Below are 23,040 nucleotides of genomic sequence, written 5' to 3' on the forward strand. Positions count from 1 at the left end.
CAGCGCGGAATTGGTCCCGGGTGGCTTGCGAGCCAGGACCGAATACGGTCCAAGTCGCAGCATTGGATGGAGGGCAAACCAATGGACTTTCCTTATCTCACTCGCTTTCAACCGGTTCTCCTGAGCCTGTTTCGCTTCATCACCGGCCTCTTGCTGTTCCAGTATGGCGTCGCCAAACTGTTCAAGTTCCCGGTGCTCCCCTACTTCGCGAACATCCCGCCGCTGATCTACGCGGCCGGCACGCTCGAGCTTGTGCTCGGCGGGCTCCTGATGGTCGGCCTGTTCACCCGCCTCGCGGCTTTCATCCTCTCGGGTGAAATGGCCTTCGCCTACTTCATGGGCCACATGTTCAAGGGCGAGACGCCGGTGTTCCTGCCGCTGCTCAACGGCGGCACCGCCGCGATCCTGTTCTGCTTCGCATGCCTGTACCTCTCGGCAGCCGGCGCCGGCCCGGTCAGCGTCGATGCCGCCATGGGCAAGAAATAGCCGCCGGGGCGGCGCATTCGCGCCGCGCAGACACAGCCATCATTGCTTGCAAGGACGACGGCACCGGCAGACCGGCGGTGCCGTCTCAGCGCGCCCCCAGCACGTTCCAGATCAGAACGAGGGCCGCGACGAGCAGCAGAGACATGATGATGCGATGAACGAATCGAGTCATTGCAGGTCCGTCCATATCTCTAATTTAGCTGCCAAGACCCAAGATCGATTCCCTTCCTCAAATGGGCCGTCGAGCTCCTCCACAACTACGCCCAAGCGCTCCAGGACGAGGTGACCGCGGGCAAGCTGACGCCGGCCGAGGCCAAGAGCCTGTTCCATCAGCGCGGCCGCCTGAACGTCAACGGCAACCAGGGCTATCCGGTGGTCTACAATCAGGATGGCTCGCTCGTCGTGAATGGCGCCAATCAACAGCTCGAAGGCAAGATCACCGGCGCCAGGATTCCAACGGCGTGCTGATCGCCGACGCCATCATCAAGGCCGGCAGCGAGACCGCCCAGGGCGGCGTCACCTCCTATCTCCATCCGCGTCCCGGCCGGACCGAGCCGGTCCGCAAAACCGTGTTCGCGCGCAAGTTCGCGCCCTGGAACGTGACGATCAGCTACGGCCTTTATGTCGACGACATCGACGCCGACGTGCGCGCCTTGACGGTGGATCTTGGCATGGTGCTCGCGGCAGCCTCAAATCTCTCCAAGCAGGCCGAACAGCTCTCCGGCGAGGTCGGAACGTTCCTGAAGGGCGTGCGCGCGGCGTAGGCGCCACACAACGCTCCAAGCGATCGCCGTCAGGCCGGGCTTGTCCCGGGCATCCACGTTCTTGATGCCGTATGGTGAGGCGTGGATGGCCGGGACAAGCCCGGCCATGACGCCGTAATAAAGCAGCCCGCTCCTAACGCCGCGCGAGGCTGCAACCGCTCGACAGCTGTCGTGTCGATCCAGTCGAGCCGTCATTCGACTGAGACGGGAATTCATCGAACGGCGAGTTCTGCTTGCCGGTATTGAATTCGAAGATCTTGCGGAACAGGCCGGGTGCCATCGCGGAGATCGGATTGACGCGCATCACGGGCGCAGCCGGGGTGCCGACGACCTCATAGGTCACGCCGATCAGCCCCTCATTGTTGCCGCCGCCGAGGAAGATGCCGAACAGCGGGATCTGGCCGAAGATGTTGTTCACGCCATACATCGGCACGAAGGTGCCGCTCATGCACACCTGGTTGCCGGGATAATCGATCGAGCCCTCGATGGTGGCACCGATCATGGGGCCTTTGACCACGCCGTCGCGGATCGTGAGCGCGCCGTTTTGCCGGGTGAACTCGGCGCGCAGCGCGTTGAAGGAGACGCCGTTGCCGGTGCCGTTCGGCGCGCCTGCCGCGACGCGCTCCAGCTGCGCCTCGCCCTTCACCGTGAAGTCGCGCACGTTGATGAGGCCCTCGCGCGCCGTGTTCGGCTCGGAGGTCGGCGGCTCCATCGCCACGACCATCTGGCCACCGACCGCCTTGGTGTAGATATCGGTGAAGCGCAGCAGCGCGCCCGCATCGTTTGTCTGGAGATAGATCACTTCGCGGTTGCCCTGGGCGCGGCCACCGCGCAGATCGGCTGCCACCGGCGTGTCGCGGCCGATCTTGCCGCTGAGCGTGAAGGCTTTGATCGCGCCGTTGCGTTTCGACATCTTGGCATCGACGCTGCGCATCGCCTCGCCGTTGAAGCCGGCGACGGCACCAAGCTTCACGTCGATATCGAAATCGACGTTCTTCATCCTGTTCTTGGCGTCATCCTTCGAATTGCCCGAGATTGCCGACTTCAGGAAGCCCCGGCCGTCGAAGACGTCGCCACGCATCGTGCCGCGCAGCACGCCGTCCTGACCGCGTTCGGCCTTCAATGAGGTCTTGTCGCCGTCAGACGGCGAATACGTCGGGAAATTGACGTTCATGAGCTCGCCGTTGGCGTCGACCTCGAGCGAGCCCTTGATCGAGGCGCCGCCGCCTTCGACGACGATGTCTTCCAGGCGCGTCGATTGGGCCGTCGGCACCACCTTGAAAGTGGCCTTGCCGGACTTGCCCGGCAGCTTGACCCAGCCGGGCAGGATGTTGTCGAGCTTGACCGAGGTCAGGTCGGCCTCGACGCCGAGCTTCGTCGTCTGATCCGGGCCGCTGGCGATCTTGCCCGACAATTTGATCGGCAATGATCCGCTGACGGCGGGGCTGAGATCGAATCCCAGGCGCGCGCGGCTGGCATCGTCCAGCGTCGCCTGCAACCTGACATCCGCATCGCCCTCGGCCGGCTTGCGATAGTCGAGCGAGGCCGCCTGGCCGTTGATCTTGACGTCGCCCTTGACTTGGTAGCCCTGGTTACTGGCTGATATCTTGAGGTTGTTGGCCTCGAGTTTCTGGTTCATCACCAGCTTGTCGGCGGCAAAGCCGTTGAGCTCGGCGCTGACGGCATAGGCGGTATCAGCCTTGGTCAGCTCGCCCTTGACCGGCATGCCGAGCTGGATGTTCGCGGAGAACGTTCCCTTGCTGGTATTGGGATCGACGACGGTTGCCGACAGATCGCTCAGCCGATCATTGGCGAGCATCTCGGCGGCCGCCGGCACCGAGCCTTCGACACGGAACCTGCTCCGCGACGGCGACGGCTTGGGCGCCATATCAGGCACCTCGAACACGAAGTCGGAGATCGTGACCTTGCGGCCGGAGGGCGTATCCGCAACCCCCTGCCCGATGTTCACGGTCGCAGTGCGTCCGGTCACGCGCGCCTTCAAATCGGCATCGCGCACCACCGGCATGCCATCCACCGGGCGGACCGCGACGCCGCTCGCGACGATGTTCACCGACAGACCGTCGTCCGGAATGGGCGGGCCCTTGCGCGGCAGGTTCTTGGTCGGCGAGTTCACGCCGATCTCGATGCGCTGGAGCGTTCCGCGCTCGATCCGCTCGATCACCCATTCACGCAATTCGGGCACGATCAGCGTCGGCCACATCCGCTTCAAGGCGGAGGCCGACATCGGCGTTCCCGCAAAGCCGAGGGTCAGCCGCGGCTCGCCCGAATAGTCGAGCGCGCCGGTGCCGGCGACGCCGATCTCGCCGTTTGAGACATCGGCCTGCGTCAGCAAGATGCGCTTGTGGTCGGTATCGAAGCGGAAGCCGATCGCGATGCGGTTGAACACGAGCGGCGGCTCGTTGTCGATGCCGCCGAGCAGGATCGACCCCCCGCTGAAGCCGAGCTGCCAGTCGTTGGTGGTGCCGTTGGGCGGCTCCAGATGACCCAGCAGCGTCAGGCGGTTCGCGCCGGAGAGAATCTTGAATGGTGCGACCAGCACCCGCCGGTTCGCATCCCATTCGACGTTGATCTCGGCCGAGTCGATTCCCATGGGATAGTCGGGCGTGTCGCTGTCGATGATGTTGCCGGCGCCGACCGCGATCTTGCCGCGGAAAAACGTCGGCACGCCGTCGCGGCCGAGCTCACCCTTGAGCTCGCCCGTCAGCGGCAGGTCGGCGGTGTAGGTGAGGTCCTTCACCCGCAGCGCCAAGAGGATGTTGGAGGTCGAGACCTTGTCGGCCTTGATGTCGACCGAGCGCACGCCGTTCTCGGCCGGGCCGATCGTGGCGCGCAGCATCCACGGGCGCGCGCCCTCCTCGCCGAGGCTGAGCGCGACGCCGCCGTGGCTCGGCCGGCGCAGGCTGAGCGTGATGTTCTCAAACGACCATTTGCTGCCGCGCTGCTGATCGTCGACGATCAGATTGCCGTTCTTCAGACCGATCTCGTTGAGGTTCTGGCCGTCGAGGCCGGTCATGCTCAGACTATCGAGCCAGTCGAGGCCCTGGAGGATGCCGCTCTGCGCGGTCGCCTGCGGTACGGCCTGCGACACCTCCGGGCTCGCAGGCGCGGTCGCGAATGGCGGCGGCGGGACACCGTTACGCGGGAATGTCGGCGGCAGGCCCGCGTCCTTCTTCGATGCGACACCGGTCGCCAGCGGCTTTGCGGTGTCGCCGGCGGACACGGTGACAGTCCCGTCAGGCGCGATGCGGATTGCGAGCTCGGCATCGACGAGGTTGAGGCTCTCGGCGCGCAGGTGCCCCATCAGGAGGGCTGCACCCGACAGCTTCACCTCGGCCTTCGGCGCGCTGGCGACGATGGCGTGATCGCGGTCGCGAACGATGATGTCTCGGATGCGGACGGCGACTCGGACCCGGCCGGCGCGCTCGATCTGGGTGCCGCCGACCTCAACCGTGTTGCCGTGGCCGATATTGTCCTCGATCGCGGCCGCCAGCCATGGCGTGGCGATGTCGAGATTGATCGGACCGGCACCGAGCCGCCACCACAGCGCACCAAAGCAGCCGACGAAAATGACGACCAGGGTGCCGACGACCACGGCCATGCGCTTCAGCCAGCGGCCGCCACCCACCCAGCGGCGTAACGCGCCGAATCCGTCACCGAACCGATGGAAGCCCGACCCGGAACGCGCCAGCAACCGGCGTGCGCGATAGCCCGCCGCCGCTTCCTGATCCGGATCCCAGTCGGCGTCATCCCATTCCTGCGGCTCATATTGGCCGCCGCGCCGATCGAAATCCCGGTTGTAGTCCTGGGGCGACGTATTCCTTGCCATTGCCTCTCGATACAGGCGCCCGTCATTGGATTGAGCGCTGCCGGGACCGCAGCCGTCCGCGGGAAGTGAAGCTCCCTGCGGCGGCACTGCCGCCATACCTCGAATATTCCTGCTGTTCGTCATTTCGCCCCGGGAGCGCGTTCAACGAGCAGTGGGGTGGTGTGTGGAATTCCTTGTAACCATACTCCGGCGTCGTCAGACTTGCCCAGCCGAGGGCGCGATTCCGGCACGCCGGACGAGAGCTGCAATACCGCTTCGGTTGACCCGCCGAAAGCGTCGAAAGGAAGGCGTATGTCCAAGAAATCCCGAAAGAAATCGTCCAAAACGTCCTCCGGCAGTCCGACAGCGAAAAAGAAGACCGCAAAAACGCGGGCCGCGACTCAAATAAGATCCGCGAAAACACAGCGGACACCGGCACGCAAATCAACCGGGACCATAGCAAAAGCAGGATCGCACAAGGCCGCCTCGAAACAGTTAAAGTCATCCAAATCGGCCGCCCCGCCCGCTACGGCGAAGTCCGCCTTGGCCGAGGGCCAAAAGGCCCCCGCGTTCCGCCTGCCTCGCGACGGCGGCGACGTGGTCACCTTGGCGGACTATGCCGGCCGAAAGCTGGTCCTGTTCTTCTATCCCCGCGCCGACACTCCCGGCTGCACAAGGGAGGCGATCGACTTCACCCGCCTGGCCGGCGCCTTCGCTGCCGCCGGCACCGCCGTGCTCGGCATCTCCGCCGATCCGTTAAAGGCCCAGGAGAAGTTCCGCGACAAGCACAGGCTCGGCGTTCCTCTCATCTCCGACGAGAAACATGAGATGCTGGAGGCCTATGGGGCATGGGGCCAAAAATCCATGTACGGCAAGAGCTTCCTGGGGATTCTTCGCACCACGGTACTGGTCGGGGCGGACGGTAAGGTGGCCCGGGTCTGGCGTAACGTCCGGGTCGACGGCCATGCTGACGAGGTGCTGGAGGCGGCAAGAAGCCTTTAACCAGTCCTTTAAATTCGCGCGCTCCTATTTCCGGAAAATTAACCATGACCAGCCCAGATTGCTGCGGCAATTGAGCCGCAAGGAACCCATCCGACCGGCGCGGGAGTGCCGATGTCGAAAAGTTCTGTCCAATACTCGCACTACCCCCAACATCATCCTCACGACCACGGTCGGGCCTTCCAGCGCCGTCCGGCCGCCGCGGCGGCGGCAACCGCGATTCCCCTGCCCGCTACCGACGATGCCTACACCATCGTCCATGCCGGCAAGCAGGTTCGCTTCGGCCCTGTGGTGTTCTGGATCGTGGTCGGCACCGTGGTGCTGCTCGGGCTGTGGTCGGCAGCGACGGCCACCTATTTTGCGTTCCGTGACGACGTCCTGACCCGGCTGATCGCCCGTCAGGCCGAGATGCAATACGCTTATGAGGACCGCATTGCCGAGCTTCGCGCCAAGGTCGACCGCACCACCAGCCGCCAGCTGCTCGACCAGGAACAGTTCGACCAGAAGCTCGACCAGATCATGAAGCGACAGACGGCGCTGGAGTCCCGGGCCACGGCGCTCGGGGCCATGCCCGACGTCACTGGCTCGATTCCCCGCGCCGCCCCGCAGCGCGGTGATTCGAGCCAGACCACGCCGAAGCCGTCGCCGATCAGCGACACCGTGATCTTCGTGGCGCCGCCGGATCGCGAAGCGCGTCTCGAATCGCGCGCGCCGACCGTCGTGGCGGCACCGACCAACCAATTCAGCAAGAACCAGGGTTTCGACAACGTCCTGGTCCGGCTCACGACATCGCTTGATCAGGTCGAGCGGCGCCAGATGGCGGCGCTCAACGCCGTCGAGGAAAGCATGGATTCACGCATGCGCCGGATGCGCGGCGTGGTCAGCGATCTCGGCCTGAACCTTGCCCATCTCGAAGCCGCCGTGCCGCGCACCGCGATGGGCGGGCCGTTCGTCCCCGTCAAGCTGACGGCCAATGCCGGACCGTTCGAGAAGCAGCTCTATCGCATCAACACCACGCGCGCCGAGATGGACCGTCTCAACCGCACGCTGGCGCTGGTGCCCTACCGCAAGCCCGTCATCGGCGAGGTCGAGTTCACCTCCGGCTTCGGCGTGCGCAGCGATCCCTTCCTGGGCCGGCCCGCTATGCACACCGGCCTCGATTTCCGCGCTGCCACGGGTGACCCCGTCCGCGCCACCGCCTACGGCAAGGTGGTTTCCGCCGGCTGGTCCGGCGGCTACGGCCGCATGGTCGAGGTCGACCACGGCAACGGGCTTTCGACCCGCTACGGACATCTATCCGAGATCAACGTCAAGGTCGGCGAGATCGTGAAGATCGGCCAGGTCGTCGGGCTCGTCGGGTCCACTGGCCGTTCCACCGGTCCGCATCTGCACTACGAAACCCGCATCGAAGGCGAAGCGGTGGATCCGCAGAAGTTCTTGCGCGCCGGCGTGCGTCTTAGCGCGGGCTAGCGCGGGCAGCGCTGACGATCACTGGCTGCGCTCGTGGCCGACCTCGCCGGTGATGACGTCGCCGAACAGCTCCCACGCTTGACCGTTGAAGCGCATCAGCTGCATCTGCTCGATCGGAAAATAATCGTCCGGTGAGGTGTTGACCGTGATGCCAGGCAGCATCAGGTCGGTGTGGAAATCCCTCAGGTTGGCCGCCTGCTTCATGACGTTCTCGCGGGTGAGATTGTCGCCACACTGCTTCAGGACCTGCGCCACCGCCTCGGCCTGCACATAGCCGTAGATGTTGTTGGCGTTGGCCTTGTCGCCGTCAGGATAATATTTGTCCATGAACTCGCGCCACTTGATCACCGCAGGGTCCTTGTCCCAGGTCGGGTCGGTCGGGTCCTTGAGGTAAGCAGTCGAGATGATGTCCTTGGCATAGTCGAGCCCGGCGGGCTTGAGCACCGATGCGACTGACGTTGCGGTGTTGGCAAGGAAGAACTTCGGCTTCCAGCCGAGCTCACCCACCTTCCGGATCGCCTGCGCGGAGCCCTTCGGCGCGGCCCATGAGAAGAAGATGTCGGCGCCGGAATCGTGCAGGGCCACGATCTGCGAGTCGATCGAGGGATCGCTGACCTCGTAGGACTTGTCGGCGATGATCATGCCGACCTTGTCGCCGAGCCCGTCCTTCAGGCCCTTGAACTGGTCCTTGCCGGCGTCGTCGTTCTGCCAGAACACCGCGATCTTGCCGTTCGGAAACTTGTCGCGGATGTATTTTGCGTAAATCCGCCCTTCGCTCTGGTAGTTCGGCTGAAAGCCCATGGTCCACGGGAAATTCTTGGGATCGCCGAACTTGGTGCCGCCGGAGGCGACGAAGAGCTGCGGCACCTTCTTGGCGTTCATGTATTTCATGATCGCGGAGTTCGAGGGGGTGCCGAGCGCCTGGAAAATCAGCAGCACCTCGTCGCTCTCGACCAGCTTGCGCGCCTGCTCGATCGCCTTCGGCGGCGAATAGGCATCGTCATAGCTGATGAAGTTGATCCTGCGTCCGTTGATGCCGCCCTGGTCGTTGATCATTTTGAAATAGGCGGCCTCGGTCTTGCGATCACGCCATAGGATGACGCCGGCCCGCTATAAGGCATGATGTTGCCGATCTTGATCTCAGTGTCGCTGGCGCCGGGGTCATATTTCTTCTGCGCCAAACCCGGCGTCGCGACGAGCGCTCCGGCAACAAGCATGGCGAGGGCAGCGAGATTCTTGCGACGACCCGGCATCGTTCTCTCCCCTATTGTATTTTTGTTTTTGCTGGAGTGTCGCAAGGAGGACAGCGGCTGGCAAGCATCACGATTTTCCGCGTGGTGAAACGAACTACACGCCCCGCTGCAGCAGGTGCAAAGCGCGCCCGTCAATCAGGAGCAGCGCACTGCCGACGACGATGGCTCCCGCAATCTCGCGCGTTGAGATCGGCTCGCCCAGCACCAGCCAGCCCAACAGGATGGCGGTGACGGGAATGAGCAGCGTCACCAGCATGACATTGCTCGCGCCCGAGCGCCGGATGATCTGAAAGAAGACGATATAGGCGAGTGCCGTCGACAGAGCAGCGAGGCCGAGCACGGCGAGCCACGTCGCGACGCCGGGCGTTGCAAGGCGCCATGGCTGCTCCACCACGCCAGCGACGACCGCCATCATCACCGTCGACGCCATCAGTTGAAACGTGGCCGTCCCCAGTGGCGCTGCGTCCTTCAGCAATCGCCGCGCCGCCAGCGCCGCAAAGCCATAGCTCAGTGCGCCGCCAAGGCAAAGCAGGATGCCGAGCCCCTGCCCCGGCCTTGTCTCGAAGCCCCATCCACGCAGCAGCATCACGCCGGCAAGGCCCAACGCTACCCCGGCCAGGCGGCGCATCTGCAAGGCCTCCTCGCCCGCTGCAATCATGACGACAATCGTGAACATCGGCGTGGTCGCGTTCAGGATCGACGCCAGCCCGCTCGGAATGAATGTCTGGCCGATCACGATGAACGAGAACGGGATGACGTTGTTGAGCAGCCCGATCGCGACAAACGGCGTCCAGTCCGCCCAGCTCTTGGGAAAGCCGATTCCCTGCATGCGTAGCAACGGCAGCAGCAGGGCCGCGCCGAGCGCAACGCGCAGAAACACCAGCGTCAGCGGCGGCAACTCCCGCAACGCCGCGCCGTTGAAGAAGAACGAGCCGCCCCAGAGAATTGAGAGCACAACGAGCAACGACCAGTCGCGCGCATCGATCCGCTTGTCGTTCGGGGGCATGCGTCTCGCCTCGGCGGCCAAGTCCGTCCGCATAGAACGGCACGACTGATAGTGCCACCCGATTTCCGTTGAAGCACAGTTTTGCAGAAGCGTTGCTCGGAATGGATCCAGCGACGAGGCCATTCCATCGATGCGATGGGCTAGGACGGCTTCTTCGGCCGCGACACCAGCTCGATCATCCTGCCTTCGTCGTCATCCGGCAGCGCGGCCCTCGCCTGCGCATAAGCCTCGACTGCAGCGCGCGAGACCAGCGGCTTGTCCGCCAAGAGACTCTCGGCGAGCTTCACGGCGTAGGCGGCATCCTTGTGCCGCAGCGCTGCGGTGAAGGTCGCGCCGGAAAAATCGCGGGCGACCATGCGCTTGGAGTGGCGCTGCACCTGCGGGCTTGCGGCCACGCCCGCCTGGATCGACTCCAGCACGAGGTTCATGTCGAGCCCGGCCTGCTCGGCGATGGCAAGGCCCTCGGCAAGCCCAGCGATCTGGATTGCGCCCAAGAGATTGTTGATGAGCTTGTAGACCGTGCCGGAGCCAACCGCGCCGAAATGGCGGATGGTCGAGCCGATTGGTTCGAGATAGGGCCGCGCACGCTCGAGATCGGCCGCATCGGCGCCGACCAGCAGCGTCAACTTCCCGGCCGCCGCCGCGTCCGGCAAGCCGGTCACGGGGCAATCGATATAGATCAGCCCGCGCGCGTTGAGCTCGCGCCCCATCTCGCGGGCGTGGTCATAGGAGACGGTGGAGCACTCGATCGCGATGGTGCCGGCCTTCGCGGTCTTGGCCGCGCCGTTCGGCCCCAGCCAGACCGCGCGGGAGGCCTCGTCATCGGCCACCATGGTCACGACCGCGTCGGCATCGATCGCGGCGTCCTCCGGCGAGGTCGCCCAATGCGCGCCGCGCGCAATCAGGTCTTCCGCCTTGGCCTTGCTGCGATTCCACAAGCTCACGGTGAAGCCGGCATCGAGATAGCGGCCGGCCATGCCGTGGCCCATCCGTCCAAGCCCGATGAAGGCGACGCGGGGCATAATCAGTCCACGTCCTCGACGTCGCCGGCGGTCGTGCCGAAGGCGCGCTGCGCCAGCGTCGCCGCCATGAACTCGTCGAGATCGCCGCCGAGCACACCCGCGGTGTCGGACGTCTGCACGCCCGTGCGCAGATCCTTCACCATCTGGTAGGGCTGCAGCACGTAGGAACGGATCTGGTGACCCCAGCCGATATCGGTCTTGGCGGCCTGGTCGGCCGCGGCCTTCTCCTCGCGCTTCTTCAGCTCGATCTCGTAAAGCCGCGCGCGCAGCATGTCCCAGGCCTGTGCCCGGTTCTTGTGCTGGGAGCGGCCGGCCTGGCAGACCACGGCAACGCCGGTCGGAATATGCGTCAGGCGCACCGCGGATTCGGTCTTGTTGACGTGCTGGCCGCCGGCGCCGCCCGAACGCATGGTGTCGGTGCGGACGTCGGATTCCTTGATGTCGATCTTGATGCTGTCGTCGATGACGGGGAACACCTGCACGCTCGAGAACGAGGTGTGCCGCCGCGCATTGGAATCGAACGGCGAGATGCGCACCAGGCGATGCACGCCCGCCTCCGTCTTCAGCCAGCCATAGGCATTATGCCCCGAGACCTGGATCGTCGCGGACTTGATGCCGGCTTCTTCGCCCTCGGACTCCTCGAGGTACTCGACCTTGAATCCGTGGTTCTCGGCCCAGCGCGTGTACATGCGCAAGAGCATCTGCGCCCAGTCCTGGCTCTCGGTGCCGCCGGCGCCGGCATGGACTTCGAGATAGGAATCGAAGCGGTCGGCTTCGCCCGACAGCAGCGCCTCGAGCTCGCGGCGCGCCACTTCCTTCTTGAGGTTTTTCAGCGCGGCTTCGGCTTCGGCAACGACGCCGTCATCGCCCTCGGCCTCGCCGAGCTCGATCATGCCGATGTCGTCTTCGAGCTCCTGCTCGACCTTGCCGATGCCGGACAGCGCATCCTCCAGCGAGGTGCGCTCCTGCATCAGCTTCTGGGCTTTCTGGGGATCGTTCCAGAGATTGGGATCTTCTGCGAGCTTGTTCAGCTCAGCGAGGCGCGCCGTCGATTTCTCGACGTCAAAGATGCCTCCTCAGCAGCCCGACTGACTGCTTGATCTCTTCTACCAACCGTTCGATTTCGGCGCGCATGTTGTTCTCGGGTCTCGCGGAAATCCCGCCTGCAATTCGAGATGGGGATGTAGCGGCGGCGGCTGCAAAGCGCAACCGCCGGAACCGCGATCGTCTGTCTTATCCGCGGCCTAGTACAGTCCGCCGGTGCCCGGCCGCATGAAGAAGCCGGCATCGGGCTGCTGCTGTTGCGAGGCCGGCATGCGGCCGTCGGCATCGGCCACGCCGATGACGGAGTAATTATCCGGGGGCGCCGTACCCGGTTTGAAGGCTTCGAGGATGGTCCCGCCGGTCTCGCCCGGCCCGGCGCGCATGCCGGTCTTGGCGACGACGCGCACCAGCTTGATGCCGGCCGGCACCTTGAACGGAACGGCGGGCTTGTCGGCGAGCGCGAGCTTGAGGAAATCGCGCGCGATGGGTGCAGCCAGATGGCCGCCGGTCGCGGCATTGCCTTTGCCGAGCGGACGCGGCTTGTCGTAGCCCATATAGATGGCGACGGCGATATCGGGCGAGAAGCCGACGAACCAGGCGTCCTTGGCCTCGTTGGTGGTGCCGGTCTTGCCGGCGATCGGCTTGCCGACCTCCTTCACCACGGTCGCGGTGCCGGCCTGGACCACGCCTTCCATCAGCTCGGTGATCTGATAGGCGGTCATGGAGTCGAGCACCTGCTCGCGGCGGTCGATCAGCTGCGGCTCAGGCTGGTTCTTCCAGCCGCCCGGCGCATCGCAACCGCGGCATTCGCGCTGGTCGTGCTTGAAGATGGTATGGCCGTAGCGGTCCTGGATGCGGTCGATCAGGGTCGGCTTCACGCGCCGACCGCCGTTGGCGAGCATCGAGTAAGCCGTGACCATGCGCATCGCCGTCGTTTCACCGGCGCCGAGCGCGTAGGAGAGATAGTTCGGCAGTTCGTCATAGACACCGAAACGGCGGGCGTATTCGCCGATCAGCGGCATGCCGATGTCCTGCGCGAGGCGCACCGTCACGGTGTTGAGCGACTGCCGCAACGCGTTGCGCAGCGTCACCGGTCCCTGGAATTTGCCGGAGGAGAAGTTTTCCGGCCGCCACACGCCTGCGCCCTGGCCCTGGTCGATTTCGATCGGCGCGTCGAGCACGACGGTCGAGGGCGTGTATCCGTTGTCGAGCGCGGCCGAATAGACGATCGGCTTGAACGACGAACCCGGCTGCCGATAGGCCTGCGTGGCGCGATTGAACTGGCTCTGCTCGAAGGAGAAGCCGCCGACCATCGCAAGCACACGGCCAGTCCAGGGATCCATCACCACCATGGCGCCGGACACTTCGGGGATCTGGCGCAGCCGGTACTGACCTTCGACCGGCTGTCCCTCCTTGGTGTAGAGCGGATCGGCATAGATCACGTCGCCAGGTGCAAGCACCTGCGCCACGGACGTCGGCGTCTTGCCCTTGGCGTTGCCTTGGGCCGCCCTCGCCCAGCGCACGCCGTCGAGCGTGACGAGGCCGGTCTCGCGCTGCTTGCTGATGGCGCCGCCGAGCTCGCGGCTCGGCTGGAAGCCGATGCGTGCCGACTGGTCGCTGGTCTCCAGCACCACCGCCATACGCCACGGCGAGATGTCGGACAGCGACTTGATCTCGGCAAGCTTCACGCCCCAGTCGCCGGAGATATCGAGCTTGCTGATGGCGCCGCGATAGCCCTGCTGCTCATCGTAGTTCACGAGGCCGGCGACCATGGTCTTGCGCGCCATGACCTGGATCTTGGGATCGAGCGTGGTGCGGACGGAGAGACCGCCCTCGTAGAGCTTCTTCTCGCCGTAGCGCTCGAAGATGTCGCGGCGGACTTCCTCGGCGAAATATTCGCCGGCGAAGGTGTGGGCACCGTTGGAGCGGTTGGTCACGGCCAGCGGCTCCTTGCGCGCCTTGTCGGCGTCGGCCTGCTTGATCCAGCCGTTCTCCAAGAGACGGTCGATGACGTAGTTGCGGCGCTCGATGGCGCGATCGCGGTTACGGACCGGATGCAGCGTCGCCGGCATCTTCGGCAGCGCCGCCAGATAGGACGCTTCCGCCACCGTCAGCTCGTTCACCGACTTGTCGAAATAGACGAGCGAGGCGGCTGCGATACCGTACGCGCCGAGGCCGAGATAGATTTCGTTCAGGTACAGCTCGAGGATCTTGTCCTTCGAGTAGGTCTTCTCGATCCGCATCGCGAGCAAGGCTTCCTTGATCTTGCGGGCGAAGGAGACCTCGTTGGTGAGCAGGAAGTTCTTGGCGACCTGCTGGGTGATCGTGGAAGCACCCTGCGGACGGCGGTTGGAGCCGTAGTTCTGCAGATAAAGCAATCCGGCGCGCGCCATGCCGGTGTAGTCGATGCCGCCATGCTCGTAGAAATTCTTGTCTTCGGCCGCGAGGAAGGCGTTGATCACGAGCTTGGGCACCGCCTGGATCGGCAGATACAGCCGCCGCTCCTTGGCGTATTCGCCGAGCAGCGAGCCATCGACCGCATGCACGCGCGTCATCACCGGCGGCTCGTAGTCCTGTAGCTGAGAGTAGTCCGGCAAGTCCTTGGAGAAATGCCAGATCAGGCCTGCCACGGCCCCGACACCGACAAGGAACACCACCGTTCCCGCGGCGAACAGGAAGCCCATGAACCGCACCAGCAAGCGCATTATCTGTTTATCCGTTCAAACTCTGGATCAGCCCAGTATCAGCCCAGTATCGGTCCCTTGGCACCCCAAACAGGCGCCAACCTCACGTCGCGAATTCACCGGCTTACGCAATCACATCAATGCCGGACTTAAGACGCTTGCCGAACAGGATTCTCGCCGATTCCGGAACCCCCTGCGGGGTTTTTATAAAGCGTCCGCTGTGGCCAAACTAGGGCCTTTGGGCCGGGAGGGACAAACCGTTTCAGTTCGACGTCCCGGCTGTGGCCATCCGCTTGGTCAAAAATCCGTCGATCGCCTGTGCCATCGAGCCCACGGCGCGGGATCGCCACCCCTCGGAGACCAAGTGCTCGAGGTCTCCCTTGTTGGAGACATAACCGATCTCGACCAGTACCGAGGGCACATCGGGCGCCTTCAGGACTCGGAAGCCGGCGGACTTCAGGGGATGCTTGTGCATCCGCACCGTCTGCTTCATTTCCCCCATCAATAGGCGGGCGAAACGGTTTGAAAAGGTGCGGGTTTCCCGCTGCGTGAGGTCGATCAGGATGTCGGCGACGTCGGTCGGCTCCTCCGCGAGGTTGAAGCCGGCGATCGCATCGGCCCGGTTCTCCGCATCCGCCAGCCGCTGGGCCTCGGCGTCGGACGCCTTGTCGGAGAGCGTATAGATGGTCGCACCTTGCGCATCGCCCTCGGCACGCGGCAGCGCATCGGCATGAATCGAGACGAACAACGCCGCCTTGAGATTGCGGGCGATCTTGGTCCGGTCATTGAGGGGAATGAAGGTGTCGTCGTCCCGCGTCATCACCACGCGGTACTTGCCGGCCTTCTCCAGCTTGTCGCGTAGCGCCAGGCCAAAAGCCAGCACCAGGTTCTTCTCGCTCTCGCCGCTCGACTGCGTCCCGTTGTCGATGCCGCCATGCCCGGGATCGATCACGACCACCGGACGGCCGTCAGCCTTCTGCTGCGCGGCTTCCGGCGCCGTCGGGCTGGGAACCGTGGCAGGCGGCGCTTCCGCGATCGCGGGCCGCAGCTCAGGACGGTTTTCAGGGGCAAGCGACGACACGAAGGCGGTGCGGTCGACCTCCTCCAGCTCGAGCACGAGCCGGGCCGGCTGGCCATTGGCCGCCTCGAGCACGTAGGAATTGGCGATCTTCGCCGGCCCGGTCAGGTCGAACACGATTCGCGAGCCGCCGGGCATGACGAGCCCGTAGCGGAAGGCCTTGACCAACCCCCGTCCCCCGCTCCCGGTACCGGCAGGCAGCTGAAAATTGACTTGCGGCACATCTACCACCACGCGGTAGGGGTCGGCCAGCGTGACGGCGCGGAAGGTGACGGTCTGGTCGAGGTCGAGGATGAAGCGGGTCTGCCTGCCATCGCCGGCCAGCCGGGCGGCCGAGGCGACTGGAAAATTCGATGCCGCAACAGTGGGTTGCAGTTGGCTTTCCGCAGCAATGAGGCGCGAGGAATCAGCACACGGCAATGCCGCGATGCACAGCAACACGCCTCCCAGCAAAACCTGTCGATTTGTGCGGCTCGCCACCGATTCCGTGCCTCCGAGCAGCCCTCTTAACGCAATAGAACCACAGGGTTAATCGCTCCTTAATGACAGAGCTGCGAAACTCGCCGACTGTGACCGCCGTGCGACGCTCCCTTGCACGGATGGCTCATTCCTCGTATGTACGGAATGCTGACGGCCGATATTCCCGGTTGTGTCGCATTCAGCCTTCCGGTGCAGCGCCGGAACTCCCAAGGTTTGGGAATTCCAGCGTTTTCCGCTTCCCTCTAAGACCAGCGCGGTGCGCGGCAGCGAGGTGAAGCGGGTCAAGCCCCGGCGGCGGACGGTCTCGGGTTACCACTCATGTTACCGGGACGGTTCTGACAGCGACGTAACCCATTACCCGGCCCCTTGATCCCAAGGGGGCGGTTCGTGATCCCAAGGCGAGCGCGCTCGCGCCGTGCCTGGCCAGCAGCAACTGATTGAAGGGCGGCCTCGCCGCCCAATGTTTCATACGGGCCGACGCTTGATGCGCCAGACTGTGCCGACGAAATCTGAAGGATCATTCGCGACGCTGCGGAGTGACAATCCCGCGCGTCGCAATGGTCCTGAAGCTTCCGGTTCGGCAAGGCGCGAGAGACGGCGTTTCGGCCTTCCCCTCAGCCCCGAATCAGGTGGACCGTCGCGTCACCCGGCGGCGCGATACGCGCCCACGGTTTATCGCGTCCGCCGCCGCCAAGAGTTAAGACATGCCCAACAAGATGTTGATCGATGCCACCCACCCGGAAGAGACCCGGGTCGTCGTGGTCCGCGGCAATCGCGTCGAAGAGTTTGATTTCGAGACCGCGCAACGCAAGCAACTGCGCGGGAATATCTACCTCGCCAAGGTCACCAGGGTCGAACCCTCGCTCCAGGCCGCCTTCGTCGAATATGGCGGTAACCGCCACGGCTTCCTCGCCTTCAGCGAAATCCATCCCGACTACTACCAGATCCCGGTCGCCGACCGGCAGGCGCTGATCGAGGCCGAGGAACAGGCCCATCGCGAGGCCGAGGAAGAGAGCGAGAACCGCTCGCACGGCCGCCGCCGTTCGCGCCACCGCAGCGCCCGCCGCCGCGGTCATGGCGAACGCGTGCGCAGCGATATCGTCGAAGGCCTCGACGCCGGAGCCGATCCCGTCGCGCAGCCCGTCGAGGACGCGACACTGCCGGAACACGAGGGCGAGCCCCTGCACACCGAGGCGGAGCATCACGGCGAGCATGAGGGCCACGATCACGATCATGACGAACATGATCACGATGATCATCATCACGCCCATGATGACGAGCACCATCACGCTCACGATCATGACGCCCACGATCATGAGGGCGAGCGCGATCCTCACGACCATGAGCATGCCGATGAGACGCCGGCTCCCGTCGCTGCGGTCGGCGCCGAGCCCGTGGTCGCGACCGAGACCGTTGCCGAGCCGCAGCCGGCCCAAACCTTCGAGACTGCCCCCGAAGCTCATGCCGCGGAAGCGCATGCGGAGCCTCTGGCTGAAGCCGTGACATCAGCGGCCGAGCCGGCCGATGCCGTCTACGCCGCCGGAGAGAGCAATGAAGCGCCGCATGCCGAGCCCGTGGACGCAGTCGGCGAGGATGACGAGGACGAGGACGGCGAGGATGCCGAAGAGGAAGTCGTCGAATCCGTCGGCGGCGACGACGTGCTGGAGGAAGTGCCGGAGCGCACCTTCCGCCCGCGCCGTCAGTACAAGATCCAGGAAGTCATCAAGCGCCGCCAGGTCATGCTGGTGCAGGTCGTCAAGGAAGAGCGCGGCAACAAGGGCGCGGCGCTGACGACCTACCTCTCGCTCGCCGGCCGCTACGCCGTGCTGATGCCCAACACCGCGCGCGGCGGCGGCATCAGCCGCAAGATCACCAGCGCGCAGGATCGTTCGCGCCTCAAGGAAGTGGTGCAGGATCTCGACGTGCCCGAGGGCATGGGCATCATCCTGCGCACAGCCGGCGCCTCCCGCACCAAGCCGGAGATCAAGCGCGATTTCGAATATCTGATCCGGATGTGGGAAACGGTACGCGACCTCACGCTGAAGTCGCAGGCCCCGACCCTCGTCTACGAGGAAGGCTCGCTGATCAAGCGCTCGCTGCGCGACCTCTACAACAAGGAGATCGACGAGATCCAGGTCGCCGGCGAGGCCGGCTACCGCGAAGCGCGCGATTTCATGAAGATGCTGATGCCCGCCAATGTCAGCGCGGTGAAGCAGTATCGCGACGGCCAGCCGCTGTTCTCGCGCATGGGCGTCGAGAGTCAGCTCGATGCGATGTTCTCGCCGACCGTGCAACTGCGCTCCGGCGGCTACATCGTGATCAACCAGACCGAGGCGCTGGTCTCGATCGACGTCAACTCCGGACGCTCGACCCGCGAGCACCACATCGAGGACACTGCGCTCAAGACCAATCTGGAGGCGGCCGAAGAGGTCGCCCGCCAGCTTCGCCTGCGCGACCTCGCCGGCCTGATCGTCATCGATTTCATCGACATGGACGAGAAGCGCAACAACCGTGCGGTCGAGCGCAAGCTGTCCGACTGCCTCAGGCAGGATCGCGCGCGCATCCAGGTCGGCCGCATCTCGCATTTCGGCCTGCTCGAGATGTCGCGCCAGCGCATCCGCGCCAGCGTGCTGGAGAGCTCGACCGACCCGTGCCCGCATTGCGGCGGCACCGGCCACGTCCGCTCGGTGTCCTCGGTGGCGCTGCAGCTCTTGCGCGGCCTCGAAGAGATCCTGATGAAGGGCGCGACCCACAACCTCGTGGTCCGCACCCGCACCGACGTCGCGCTCTATGTGCTGAACCACAAGCGCGGCCATCTGCGCGACCTCGAGAACGGCTTCAAGGTCACGCTGTCGGTGATCGCCGATCCCAGCGTCAGCGGTCCGCAGGCCTATGTGATCGACCGCGGCGAGCAGGTGCATACGCTCGAAGCCGCCAAGGCGCTGCTCGCTGCGCAGGCCGCTGCGAGCCCGCCGCCACTGGCCGAAGAAGCCTATGACGACGAGGATGGGTTCGACCTGGAGACTGAATCCGAGGTCGAGACCGACGAGACCGAAGGTCTTGCCGACGAGCAGGCTGCCGGCGAGGCTGCCTCCGAGCAGGACGGCCAGCGCCGCAAGCGCCGTCGCCGCCGGCGCGGCCGCGGTGGCCAGCGCGACAGCGAGTTGCGCGAGGATACCGCCTCCACGCTGCCCGAAGCGGCCATGGCGGCCGGTGAAGGTGAAGACGAGACCGAGTCCGAGCAGGACGGCGAGGAAGGCGAGGAACAAGCAGCCCGTGGCGAGCAGCAGGGCGGCGGCGAGCGCCGGCGCCGGCGTGGTCGCCGCGGCGGACGCCGCCGTCGCGGTGGCGGCGAGGAAGGTCTCGCCGGATCCATCAACGACGAACTCGGCACCAATCCGCCGCCGGAAGCTGCCGGCGCGGTGGCCGATTTCGACGGCTTCGGCAGCGAGACCGCGCCCTCGATCGCGCAGACCGAGCACATCACCGAGCCGCAAGTCGAGCAGCCTGAGCCGCGCGCCGAGGTGCAGACCGAAGCGCCGGCCCAGGCGGAGCCGGCTCCCGCCGCGACCGCGACGCCAGAAGAAGAGCCCGCCGGCGACAAGACCGCGCGGCGCCGCTCCACCGTCCGGGAAAAGGTGAGTTTCCTGCTGAACAGTCAGCCCGAGCCTGCAACGCCGGTGGCGCAGGCGACCGAACCGGTTGCTGCGCCCGCGCCGGCACCCGAGCCCGCGCCGGAGGCCGCAAGCGAAACCCCGGCCGCACCGCGCCGCGCCGGCTGGTGGTCACGCCGTTTCGGCGGCGGCCAGTAAGCCACACTCATTGAAACGCCCGGCCGAGCCGGGCGTTTTTCGTTGCGTACAAATGTCTTCTCGCGCGAGCGGGCGTCTTGCTTGCGTGAGGTTGATGGTAGCCATGATGCGGCCGACAGACATGCGGTCGAACTCGCAAATATCATCCGGCGCACAAAACTGGTGTGCAGCGCATCCAACTAGGCTTCTGATGTGCTAAGTCGTCTTCACGACTTAGAAGAGGACCAGCGTTGTCAGAGCTTTGTGATTCCAGTGCCGTTGAGCTGCGTCGCCTGTTGGCCGCACGGACGATCTCGCCTGTCGAACTCCTCGACGCCTGCCTGTCGCGCATCACCGCCGTCAATGGCGCCGTCAACGCCATCGTGACTCTGGATGAGCCGGGCGCACGTGCAGCCGCGAAGGCAGCCGAGGCAGCCATCCTGCGCGGCGAGGATCGCGGCGCGCTGCACGGCCTGCCTGTCTTGATCAAGGACACGCAGGACACCGCCGGGATGCGCTCCACCTATGGCAGCCCGCTGCTGCGCGACAACGTGCCGGCCGCCGATCAGGGTTCGGTCGCTCGCTTGCGCGCGGCCGGCGCCATCATCTTCGGCAAGACCAACACGCCGGAATGGGCGGCCGGCGGCAACACCCGCAATCCCGTGTTCGGCGCGACCGGCAACCCGTTCGATCCCATGCGTTCGGCGGCGGGCTCGTCCGGTGGCTCGGCGGTGGCGCTCGCCTGCGGCATGGCCCCGCTCGCCTCGGGCTCCGACACCGGCGGAAGCTTGCGCAATCCGGCCGGCTTCTCCGGCATCGTCGGGATGCGCCCGTCCTACGGCCTCGTGCCGAGCGAAAAGCGCATCTTCGGCTGGTCGAACCTCTCGACCGACGGGCCGATGGCGCGCAACGTTGCCGACGCCGCGCTGATGCTCTCGGTGATGGCGAGCGACGATGCCCGCGATCCGCTCGCCTACACCCTGCCCGGCGAACCGTTGCGGGCTCGTGCCGAGCGCTGGGCCGCGCCGCGCCCCGCCGATCTCGGCAAGCTGCGTCTCGCTTTCACCGAAGACTTCGGCTTCGCACCGACCGAGCAGGCGATCCGCCGCGTGTTCCGCGCACGCGTGAAGAAGCTTGCACCGCTGTTCGCCGACTGCCGCGAGGCCACACCCGACTGCTCCGGCGCCGACGACGCCTTCGCCGTGCTGCGCGCCGGCATGTTCCTGGCGACGCATGGCAAGAATTACAAAGAACGTCCCGAGATGCTCGGCCCCAACGTCCGCGCCAATGTCGAGGAAGGCCTCGGCTACACGCTCGAGGACTACGCCCGCGCCGCCACGACACAGACGCGGATCTATCGAGCCTACCAGACCTTCTTCGCAAATTGCGACGTGCTGATCAGCCCGACCATCACGCTGAGCCCGCGGCCGTGGTCGGAGCTCTATCCCGCCGAGATCGACGGCGTGCCGACCAAATCTTATTTCCACTGGCTCGCGCTCGCCTATGCCGTCACGCTGCCCGGCCATCCCGCGATCAGCATTCCGCTCGGTCTCGATGAAGCTGGCCTTCCGTTCGGCCTCCAGATCGTCGGCCCGCGCGGCGGCGATGCGATCGTGCTCTCGGTCGCCGCGAGCATCGAGGCTGCGTTCGCGAACGATGCGCAATTGTGCCGCCCCGTGCCCGACTTCGCACGGCTCGCCGCTGCACCGCCGCTATCGGCCGCACCAGATTTCCTCACCTGGGAATGACCCGGGCCTGACAGGAGAATTGTTTCCGATGCAAAGCGCGATCATTCTCGGCGGCGGCATGGTGGGCGTGGGTGCCGCGCTGCATCTGCAGCAGCGCGGCTGGTCGGTCACGCTGGTCGATCGCAGGGAGCCCGGCCGCGAGACCAGCTACGGCAATGCCGGGATGATCCAGGCGGAAGCGGTGCGGCCCTATCCGATGCCGCGCGATCTCGCCTCGCTCTTGAAGATCGCGACCGGCCGCACCAACGACGTGCGCTACAGCCTCTCCTCCCTCCATCTGCACATCGAGCCCCTGCTCCGCTATTGGTGGCATTCGGCGCCGAAGCGGCATCGCGAGGCGATCGCCGGCTGGGCGCGCCTGATCGCCAGCGCGACGGCCGAACATGACATCCTGATCCGCGAGGCCCATGCCGACAATCTGATCCGCCGGGCCGGCTATCGCGCGCTGTACCGCGATGCCGCCGCCCTGGAGCACTCGATCAAGGACGCGGAGCAAGATCGGCGCGAATTCGGTGTGAACTTTCGCGTTCTGTCAGGCAGCGAGTTGACAAAAGCCGAGCCGATCCTGCGCGACGATCTGCCCGGCGCGATCCATTGGCTCGACACCTGGACCGTGTCCGATCCGGGTGCGCTGGTGACCGCCTATGCCGAGCTGTTCGCGCGCCTCGGCGGCCGGATCGTGCTGGGTGATGCGCAGTCGCTTCGGCAAACTGCGACTGGCTGGTCGGTCGACACCGATCAGGGGCGCATCGATGCTCCCCACGCCGTCGTGACGCTCGGCCCCTGGTCGCCCGATCTGTTGTACAAGTTCGGCTATCGCATCCCGCTGGTGCGCAAGCGCGGCTATCACATGCATTATAGCGGCGGCGCTTCGCTCGACCTGCCGCTCGTCGACAAGGCCCGTGGCTACGCCATGGGCCCGATGGCCAAGGGAATTCGCATCACCACCGGCGCTGAGCTGACGGGCCCGGATGCGCTCGCAACACCGGTACAGCTCGCCAGCGCGGAAGCCTCCGCGCGCGAGCTGATCGACCTCGGCAAACGGGTCGAGCCGGATCCGTGGTTCGGCACCCGCCCCTGCACGCCGGACATGCTGCCGGTGCTCGGACAGGCCCCGCGTCATCCCGGCCTCTGGATGAACTTTGGTCACGGGCACCAGGGCTTTACGCTGGGCCCTGCGACCGGGCGCCTGCTCGCCGAGATCATGAGCGGCGAGACGCCGTCGATCGATCCCGCGCCGTACCGGCCGGAGCGGTTTTAACCCTCCGCGTTCGCGGCGAGCACCGCGAACGCAGTCGACAGGCGCATCAAGGGGTCGTCCCGGAGCCCAAAGAAAAAGGGCTGATCGAGGATCTCGACCAGCCCTGTTACTTCAAGATCTGACAGCGC

15 protein-coding genes and 1 pseudogene are annotated in these 23,040 nt (G+C 65.5%); 8 read left to right on the top strand and 8 right to left on the bottom strand.

The annotated features are described in order from the left end of the window. Positions 1 to 81: 81 nt before the first annotated feature. The 3 genes from EAV90_RS05805 (at position 82) to EAV90_RS41415 (ending at position 1,250) form a co-directional block, all read left to right on the top strand. A complete protein-coding gene (locus tag EAV90_RS05805; protein ID WP_122403420.1) occupies positions 82 to 486 on the top strand; it encodes a DoxX family protein in 405 nt (134 codons plus the stop codon). Between the two features lie 282 nt (positions 487 to 768). Next, positions 769 to 954, top strand: a complete 186-nt coding sequence (locus tag EAV90_RS41410) for a cache domain-containing protein (RefSeq protein ID WP_347338394.1) — start codon at positions 769 to 771, stop codon at positions 952 to 954. After that, complete coding sequence (locus tag EAV90_RS41415; protein ID WP_347338395.1) at positions 948 to 1,250, top strand: cache domain-containing protein; 303 nt, start codon at positions 948 to 950, stop codon at positions 1,248 to 1,250. The genes EAV90_RS41410 and EAV90_RS41415 overlap by 7 nt, the downstream gene beginning before the upstream one ends. 133 nt (positions 1,251 to 1,383) lie before the next feature. On the opposite strand, the gene EAV90_RS05820 is transcribed toward EAV90_RS41415, so the two are convergent. After that, on the bottom strand, positions 1,384 to 5,193 hold the full coding sequence (locus EAV90_RS05820) for a YhdP family protein (RefSeq protein WP_162500292.1): 3,810 nt from the start codon (positions 5,191 to 5,193) through the stop codon (positions 1,384 to 1,386). A gap of 195 nt (positions 5,194 to 5,388) precedes the next feature. On the opposite strand from EAV90_RS05820, the gene EAV90_RS05825 reads away from it, so the two are divergent. Next, positions 5,389 to 6,078, top strand: coding sequence for a peroxiredoxin (locus EAV90_RS05825; protein ID WP_122403422.1), 690 nt, complete (start codon positions 5,389 to 5,391; stop codon positions 6,076 to 6,078). 111 nt (positions 6,079 to 6,189) lie between these two features. Beyond that, entirely contained in the window at positions 6,190 to 7,545 is a 1,356-nt protein-coding gene (locus tag EAV90_RS05830) for a M23 family metallopeptidase (RefSeq protein ID WP_174221583.1), read from the top strand. Positions 7,546 to 7,563: 18 nt separating this feature from the next. Here the strand turns inward: EAV90_RS05830 and EAV90_RS05835 are convergent. The 7 genes and pseudogenes from EAV90_RS05835 to EAV90_RS41170 all read right to left on the bottom strand — a co-directional run bounded on the left by EAV90_RS05835 (position 7,564) and on the right by EAV90_RS41170 (position 17,590). Next, a pseudogene (locus tag EAV90_RS05835) lies at positions 7,564 to 8,798 on the bottom strand (ABC transporter substrate-binding protein). Positions 8,799 to 8,892: 94 nt separating this feature from the next. Next, the gene (locus EAV90_RS05840; RefSeq protein ID WP_122406690.1) at positions 8,893 to 9,804 is read right to left on the bottom strand and encodes a DMT family transporter; all 912 of its coding nucleotides are present in this window, start codon (positions 9,802 to 9,804) and stop codon (positions 8,893 to 8,895) included. Between the two features lie 140 nt (positions 9,805 to 9,944). Then, entirely contained in the window at positions 9,945 to 10,826 is an 882-nt protein-coding gene (locus tag EAV90_RS05845; protein WP_122403425.1) for an NAD(P)-dependent oxidoreductase, read from the bottom strand. Between the two features lie 2 nt (positions 10,827 to 10,828). After that, positions 10,829 to 11,960 (bottom strand): peptide chain release factor 2 gene (gene prfB / locus EAV90_RS05850; RefSeq protein ID WP_122403426.1). Its coding sequence is split into 2 segments (ribosomal slippage): positions 10,829 to 11,890 and positions 11,892 to 11,960, totalling 1,131 coding nucleotides; the frame shifts between segments, so codons are not numbered across the junction. Positions 11,961 to 12,070: 110 nt separating this feature from the next. Continuing rightward, positions 12,071 to 14,575, bottom strand: a complete 2,505-nt coding sequence (locus EAV90_RS05855) for a penicillin-binding protein 1A (RefSeq protein ID WP_129142847.1) — start codon at positions 14,573 to 14,575, stop codon at positions 12,071 to 12,073. Positions 14,576 to 14,816: 241 nt separating this feature from the next. Beyond that, positions 14,817 to 16,112, bottom strand: coding sequence for an N-acetylmuramoyl-L-alanine amidase (locus EAV90_RS05860; RefSeq protein ID WP_129142848.1), 1,296 nt, complete (start codon positions 16,110 to 16,112; stop codon positions 14,817 to 14,819). Positions 16,113 to 16,726: 614 nt separating this feature from the next. Next, positions 16,727 to 17,590 carry a hypothetical protein gene (locus EAV90_RS41170; RefSeq protein WP_283810437.1) on the bottom strand — a complete coding sequence of 288 codons (864 nt, stop codon included), beginning with the start codon at positions 17,588 to 17,590 and terminating at the stop codon, positions 16,727 to 16,729. Between the two features lie 21 nt (positions 17,591 to 17,611). On the opposite strand from EAV90_RS41170, the gene EAV90_RS05865 reads away from it, so the two are divergent. The 3 genes from EAV90_RS05865 to EAV90_RS05875 all read left to right on the top strand — a co-directional run bounded on the left by EAV90_RS05865 (position 17,612) and on the right by EAV90_RS05875 (position 22,912). Then, positions 17,612 to 19,924, top strand: a complete 2,313-nt coding sequence (locus EAV90_RS05865; protein WP_283810438.1) for an Rne/Rng family ribonuclease — start codon at positions 17,612 to 17,614, stop codon at positions 19,922 to 19,924. A 230-nt stretch (positions 19,925 to 20,154) separates the two neighbouring features. Next, complete coding sequence (locus EAV90_RS05870) at positions 20,155 to 21,651, top strand: amidase (RefSeq protein ID WP_129142850.1); 1,497 nt, start codon at positions 20,155 to 20,157, stop codon at positions 21,649 to 21,651. A gap of 28 nt (positions 21,652 to 21,679) precedes the next feature. Further along, positions 21,680 to 22,912: an NAD(P)/FAD-dependent oxidoreductase gene (locus EAV90_RS05875; protein WP_122403431.1), complete on the top strand. Its 1,233-nt coding sequence runs from the start codon at positions 21,680 to 21,682 to the stop codon at positions 22,910 to 22,912. The last annotated feature ends 128 nt before the right edge of the window (positions 22,913 to 23,040 follow it).

The sequence above is a fragment of the Bradyrhizobium vignae genome (assembly GCF_004114425.1).
GTDB classification, from domain to species: Bacteria; Pseudomonadota; Alphaproteobacteria; order Rhizobiales; family Xanthobacteraceae; genus Bradyrhizobium; species Bradyrhizobium vignae.

Coding starts and splice junctions, on each gene's coding strand:
- EAV90_RS05825 (WP_122403422.1), top strand. CDS start 5,389: ATGTCCAAGAAATCCCGAAAGAAATCGTCCAAAACGTCCTCCGGCAGT.
- EAV90_RS41170 (WP_283810437.1), bottom strand. CDS start 17,590: ATGCGCTTCCGCGGCATGAGCTTCGGGGGCAGTCTCGAAGGTTTGGGC.
- EAV90_RS05840 (WP_122406690.1), bottom strand. CDS start 9,804: ATGCCCCCGAACGACAAGCGGATCGATGCGCGCGACTGGTCGTTGCTC.
- EAV90_RS05875 (WP_122403431.1), top strand. CDS start 21,680: ATGCAAAGCGCGATCATTCTCGGCGGCGGCATGGTGGGCGTGGGTGCC.
- EAV90_RS05830 (WP_174221583.1), top strand. CDS start 6,190: ATGTCGAAAAGTTCTGTCCAATACTCGCACTACCCCCAACATCATCCT.
- EAV90_RS05820 (WP_162500292.1), bottom strand. CDS start 5,193: ATGGCGGCAGTGCCGCCGCAGGGAGCTTCACTTCCCGCGGACGGCTGC.
- EAV90_RS05845 (WP_122403425.1), bottom strand. CDS start 10,826: ATGCCCCGCGTCGCCTTCATCGGGCTTGGACGGATGGGCCACGGCATG.
- EAV90_RS05805 (WP_122403420.1), top strand. CDS start 82: ATGGACTTTCCTTATCTCACTCGCTTTCAACCGGTTCTCCTGAGCCTG.
- EAV90_RS05855 (WP_129142847.1), bottom strand. CDS start 14,575: ATGCGCTTGCTGGTGCGGTTCATGGGCTTCCTGTTCGCCGCGGGAACG.